General features: G+C 36.8%; 6 protein-coding genes. 5 read left to right on the top strand and 1 reads right to left on the bottom strand.

Annotated features, from left to right (window positions below):
* Window positions 1-85 precede the first annotated feature (85 nt).
* The gene (locus AXA65_RS13045) at window positions 86-1,204 is read right to left on the bottom strand and encodes a Fic family protein (protein ID WP_063970539.1); all 1,119 of its coding nucleotides are present in this window, start codon (window positions 1,202-1,204) and stop codon (window positions 86-88) included.
* A gap of 388 nt (window positions 1,205-1,592) precedes the next feature.
* Here AXA65_RS13045 and AXA65_RS13050 point away from each other — a divergent pair, with 388 nt between their 5' ends.
* From AXA65_RS13050 to AXA65_RS20225, 5 genes are all read left to right on the top strand, one after another.
* Window positions 1,593-2,930, top strand: a complete 1,338-nt coding sequence (locus tag AXA65_RS13050) for a cytochrome ubiquinol oxidase subunit I (RefSeq protein WP_063970533.1) — start codon at window positions 1,593-1,595, stop codon at window positions 2,928-2,930.
* 1 nt (window position 2,931) lies between these two features.
* Window positions 2,932-3,939, top strand: a complete 1,008-nt coding sequence (locus AXA65_RS13055) for a cytochrome d ubiquinol oxidase subunit II (protein ID WP_063970534.1) — start codon at window positions 2,932-2,934, stop codon at window positions 3,937-3,939.
* Between the two features lie 47 nt (window positions 3,940-3,986).
* Window positions 3,987-4,409 (top strand): DUF6646 family protein, encoded by a 423-nt coding sequence (locus AXA65_RS13060; protein ID WP_063970535.1) that lies wholly within the window; start codon window positions 3,987-3,989, stop codon window positions 4,407-4,409.
* A 471-nt stretch (window positions 4,410-4,880) separates the two neighbouring features.
* A complete protein-coding gene (locus AXA65_RS13065; protein WP_063970536.1) occupies window positions 4,881-5,918 on the top strand; it encodes a TonB-dependent receptor plug domain-containing protein in 1,038 nt (345 codons plus the stop codon).
* Window positions 5,899-6,330 carry a hypothetical protein gene (locus AXA65_RS20225; RefSeq protein WP_063970537.1) on the top strand — a complete coding sequence of 144 codons (432 nt, stop codon included), beginning with the start codon at window positions 5,899-5,901 and terminating at the stop codon, window positions 6,328-6,330. The genes AXA65_RS13065 and AXA65_RS20225 overlap by 20 nt, the downstream gene beginning before the upstream one ends.
* The last annotated feature ends 17 nt before the right edge of the window (window positions 6,331-6,347 follow it).

Raw genomic sequence — 6,347 nt, forward strand, 5'->3', positions numbered from 1 at the left:
TTCTGCAAACCATTTCATAAAAGCATCCAAAATTAAATTTGAATATAGTATTAATTGTAATAACTTTATACTTTATGATAAGAATCTATATTCTTACCAATTTCATTAGGGGTTCAAAAGAATACATTGCTGGCCTACTTCCGGAGGCTTCTTCTACTAACACCAAAAGACCCTCTTCTACTAATTTTTTACTAAATTTTGCTGCGGTATTTGTTGGAACAGCAGACTTATTAGTAAATTTATTATTTCTGAAAACAGGGTTTGTAAATACAAAATCTAAAGCATTAATACTATATTTTGAAGATAATGCTTCAGCGAAAACGGTTTTCATTTCTTCATAGAGTTTTTGTATTTTTTCAGTAATTTCCAAATTTTTTACTGCTTGCTTTTCTACAGCAATGAAGAAAAACTTCAACCATAGTTCCCAATTATTATGCTCAGAAACATTCCGCATTGCAAATATGTAGTCATCTTTAAACTCTTCAAAATAGCCACTAATGTAGAAATGAGGTTGAGATATAACTTTTTCTTTCCATAAAATAAGCGGAATCAACATTCTTCCAATTCTTCCATTTCCATCTTTAAAAGGATGTAATGCTTCAAATTCCAAATGCGCTATCGCTGTTTTAATAAGTACTAATTCGTCAGCATTTTTTATATATGATAATAATTCATCCATTCCTTGCTGTAAATGATCGGGACTGATCGGAACAAACCTAATATATCTTCTGTCTCTATCTGCAAGATAATTTTGTTCAGTTTTATAAAGCCCAGGTGCTTTTTCTGAACCCCTTCCAAAATATAATAATTGTTGATGCATCTGCTTTATAAATGCATCAGAAATATCATACCCATCTTCTAAAGCCAGTTGAGCATTTTTCAATGCTCTCTGGTATAATACAGTTTCTAAGACGTCCGCACGTACTAATTTATTATCCGTATCTGAGTCTTCATTAGCTTCATATTGTAGAATTTCGTCCATTGTACTTATTGTTCCTTCTATTCTAGAAGACAATAATGCTTCTTGATTTCTCAGCGGAGCAAGTAAAATTTCATTATTATGCATTTTTTTTAGTTCCTGATCATATCGGCTTAATGCGTCTGTTGCAGAAGTAAGCTCCTTATAAAACTTACCATAATCAAGAGATTTTGGAGGGAATTTGTTATAGTGATAATGTACAGCATTTTCTAACATTTTATCCATAGGTTGAAATTTGATTATAAAAATAATCATAATATTACAGACTACCAATTTTGTCAGTATTTTTTTTAATTTTTTTATAAACAAATCATTTTGTTTATACTATCATACAAACAAATATGATTGTTTGTAAAAAAAAACCTCTTTTTATAGACAAAGACATTTCTTTATATTTCTTTATAGACAAAAGCGTTTGTTTGTAAAACATTAGTTTTTTTTACAGACAAATACTTTTACTCGTTAAGGGATTGATGATCATTGTTGATAATTATGATGTGTTAGAAATGAATGTTTTCAGATATCAGTAAAGTGAAAAAATATGACAATTGTCTTGACAAATCACAATTGAAACTTTGAAATTAAAACTAACTTTACCATCAAAATAAAGCTTATGGATGATTTTATGGCTGCCCGATCGCAGATGGCGATGTCACTTGGTTTCCACATTATATTCTCCTGCGTTGGGATGGTAATGCCTTTCCTGATGGCTTTTTCCCATTACAAATACCTCACGACAAAAGATGAAGTTTACAAAGGCCTTACCAAAGCCTGGAGCAAAGGTGTTGCAATTCTTTTCGCAACCGGCGCCGTTTCCGGGACGATGTTATCTTTCGAACTCGGTTTGCTTTGGCCAAAATTTATGGAGCACGCAGGCCCTATTTTCGGAATGCCGTTTTCTCTGGAAGGCACAGCATTTTTTATTGAAGCGATCGCGATTGGTTTCTTTCTTTATGGATGGGAAAAATTCAACAAGTGGTTCCATTGGTTTTGTGGCGTTGTGGTTGGTGTGAGCGGTTTAGCTTCCGGAATTCTGGTTGTTGCGGCTAATGCGTGGATGAACAGTCCAGCCGGTTTCGATTATATTAATGGACAATATCTGAACATCGACCCGATAAAAGCGATGTTCAACGAAGCTTGGTTTCCACAAGCTTTTCATATGACTGTGGCGGCGTTTGCAGCGACTGGATTTGCCGTTGCCGGAATTCACGCTTTAATGATATTAAAAAAACGAAATATCAGTTTCCATACAAAAGCGTTCAGGATCTCTGCAGGATTTGCCATTTTCGGAGCTTTGCTGGCACCCATCAGTGGTGATGTTGCAGCGAAATCTGTTGCTAAAAGACAACCGATAAAACTGGCAGCGATGGAAGCGCACTTCGAAACCGAAAAAGGTGCAAGCTTTGTAATTGGCGGAATTCCGGATGAAGAAAACGAACAGATAAAATACGCGATCAAAGTTCCAAAGGTTTTGAGTTTTCTGGCTTGGGGCGATTTTGATGCAGAAGTGAAGGGACTGAAAGATTTTCCGAAAGACGAATGGCCGCCTGTCGCTGTGGTTCATTATGCTTTTCAGATCATGATTTTCTTTGGAAGTGTGATGATGGCAATTGGCGTCATGTATTTGATCGCCAGTTTTTGGAAAAAGCATTGGTTGACAAAATCCTGGTTTTTAAAGACCTTTGTAGTAGCAATTCCTTTTGGCTATATCGCTCTGGAAGCAGGTTGGACGGTGACCGAAGTTGGAAGACAACCTTGGATCATCTACGGGATCATGAGAACGATTGATGCTGTGACACCAATGCCTGGAATCCAGTATTCGTTTTATTTTTTCACGTTGGTTTTCGTGTCATTATCATTGATCATTGTATTTTTGTTGTTAAGACAGATCAAAATGGTGCCGAAACTGTACGATCCGACCGACCCTAATTATAACCCTAAAACCAAATAAAATGATCTACGTTGTAATTGCTTTTCTTTGGGTTTCAATCTGTTTATACTTAATAACTGGCGGTGCGGATTTTGGCGCTGGGATCATCGAATTATTTTCGAGAAAATCTTATCGTGACAAGACAAAATCAATCATGTTGAAATCGATTGCACCGATTTGGGAAGCGAATCACATGTGGCTGATCATCGCTATTGTAATACTCTTTGTCGGATTTCCTACAATTTATACCACGGTTTCTACTTACCTCCATATTCCTTTGGTCTTGATGCTTGTCGGAATCATTGCCAGAGGAACAGCTTTCACTTTTAGAAACTATGATGCAGTGCACGACAGCTGGCAGAAACTTTATACACAGATCTTTTACTATTCCAGTCTATTAACGCCATTCTTTCTAGGAATGATAGCAGCAGCCACCATTTCTGGGTCTATCGATACCGATGCAAAAGATTTCTTGGGCCTTTATATTTTCAGCTGGATGAACTGGTTTGGCGTTTGCGTGGGATTTTTCACGGTGGCACTTTGCGCTTATCTGGCGTCATTGTTTTCTCTTCATCAGGCGAGATTCAATGATGATGTATTACCCATTATGATCCGCAAAACACGACAAACTACAGTTTATGTTGTGATTACGGGCATTTTGGTTTTCGTAAGTGCCTATTTTTCTGATATTCCTTTATTAAAATGGATTTTCTCAAAAGCGTTGGGAATCATTGCTATTACACTGGCAACCATCAGTTTGCTTTTTACAAATGATGCTATTAAAAAGAATAATTTTCTGCTGGCTAGGGTTCTTGGTGGATTTCAGATCATCATGATTTTGGTCGCGGCAACCTATCAGCACAATCCAGATATTATCCTGTTTGCAAATGGCGGTTCTCTATCTCTTTTTGATGAGAGTGCTGCACCTAAAACCATTGCTGCATTGGGTTGGGCATTATTATTGGGAAGTATTTTTATCTTGCCCTTTTTATTCTATCTGTTATTTTCATTTGGCGAGAAGGGGAAATAAAATCAGGAAAACAACGTTTCACTAACTATATTTTGAATTGAATATTTATGAAAAAGATCTTTGCAGTTGTGGCAATTAATTTAGGTGTTTTTGGCTTCTCGCAGGCCTGGACAGGTTCAGGCGATCAGAAAGCACAGGGCGGAATCAACGCTTGGGGATTCGGGACCGGGATCGCAGCGAGTTATGATTATGGACTTAACAGTCTGATCTCCGTTGGAGGTGGCGCAAATGTTTATTTTAATGAAGATGATGACAATCCGTTTGTCTTTGGACGTATTGGTTTCCACTTGCAGGAGACTTTGGCTCTGCCTCCGGAACTTGACATCTACCCAAGCGCCAATGTTGGTGTTGCTGGTCGAAACTTTGGTTTGGGCGTTTACCTTGGAGCCCGCTACTTCTTCACAGAAAATTGGGGCGCTTTTGTCGAAGCTGGGAACAATGGTAGTTTCGGTGTTTCATATTCTTTTTAAAAAAACCAAAATACTTATCATAGAACAAAAGCATCTAAAATTAGATGCTTTTGTTGTTTTTTCAGGTTATAATCACGGGCTCGGATAACTATTTTTAAACACATTTCATAAATAATGGAAGTTTGAATCTGAACGGAGCATTTTAAATGTGATTTTACTAGTTCAATTTTCAATGATTTTTATCACTTTTTTTTTGAATTTTCTTTTTTTGGCATTTTAGGGCATGTTTTCCGTTGATTCTTTTGATTAAATTTCTCACGAAAAACAATTTTTTTTTTCATTTTAAAGCATAAAATTAGTTAACATTTAAAATTAATCAAATTGATTATCAATAGATTATATAAAATTTTATATTTTTTATTAACACAAATATAACACCGTATTAAAAAAATGTTAATATAGGAAAAAATTTTTTTGAGTGTTGTGCAATCGATTGCATCAAATAATTAATAATCTAAAAAAGTCAAAGTTATGCCACATGAAAAATTCTTGAGATCGCATCTAGATTTTCGGAAAACAATTGCCGTCCTTTTTTTGTTCTCATCTGCTGTCGCATTTGCTCAGGAAACTGGGACAAGTGACACCATAAAGGGTGCTGAAAAAAAAATTGAGGAGGTTGTACTGGTAGGATACGGTAGTGTTAAGAAAACCGACCTAACGGGATCCGTAAGCACCATCAGTGCTGATAAAATTACAGAAAGAAATAACACAAGTCCACTGGATGCAATCCAAGGAAGTACGCCCGGAGTAAACATTACATCTAGTACAGGAAGATCCGGAGATGGCTTCCGAGTAAGTATTCGTGGAAATAACTCATTGACTGGAAATGGAAATCCTTTGTTTGTGGTTGATGGTGTTCCTTTGGATAATATCGATTTCCTCAATCCTCAAGATATAGCAAGAATGGACGTCTTGAAAGACGCCGCTTCGGCCGCAATCTATGGTTCCAAAGGTGCAAGTGGTGTTGTCATCGTAACGACTAAAAGTGGATCTACTGCTAAAAGAGGAATTTCTGTACAACTTGAAACGTCTTATGGTGTAAAAAATGCCGCAAGACTACCTCAAATGATGACCGGTGAAGAATGGTGGAAATTCCATCAAGTTGCCTATTTCAATGCGAATCCCCTTATTCAAACCCCTGAAGCATTGGCAACTCTTGCTGGCAACGAAAGCCCACTTTTGGTTCAGAGAGCAAAAAGCGGTTACACTTTTGACTGGTATGATGCAGTTTTGAGACCAGGCGCAACTCAAAATCATTATGTTAACTTATCTGGTAGATCTGATAATGGACTGGCTTACAATATGTCATTTGGTGTTCAGAAAGATGAAGGTCTGATCGATAAAGATTCTAATGAGAAATATAACTTCAAACTAGGCGTTACCCATAAGATCAACGACAAATTTTCTACCGGTGCCAATGTTACAATAGCTAAAATAACTACAGAACTAGGAAGTTGCAATGCAAGAGGCTTTCAGACTGAGTCCATTGATGTCGCCATGGGCTGTTGATGCCAATGGTAACGAATTGGTAGGAACAAAATTCTTCTTACCAGGAAAACTGAAATATCCAAATGGTGCTTGGGCAATCAATAAAACAAGTACCCCGAATCCACTAAGTGAGATTGCCAATTCTTATCAGACAGAGAAGATTTGGCAAGCTTTAGGAAACATCTTTTTCCAATACCAACCTGCAAAGTGGATTTCATTGAAGACAACTTTCTCTACAGGTTTTTCAACCAATCAATTGGGGATTTCCAACAGTGCTGAAACCAATGCCGGCGTTCTAGTTAACAATAAGAATTCTGCCTCTATCACTAAGTCTGATAATTTCAATTACACTTGGGATAACCAGATTGATATGAAGCACACTTTCGGTGAGTCTCACGACTTCAGTCTATTATTGTTACAAAGTATGTTCTAACTCGTAGTGCATTATTA

This window comes from Chryseobacterium sp. FP211-J200, from assembly GCF_001643375.1.
In the GTDB taxonomy this organism is placed as follows: domain Bacteria; phylum Bacteroidota; class Bacteroidia; order Flavobacteriales; family Weeksellaceae; genus Epilithonimonas; species Epilithonimonas ginsengisoli.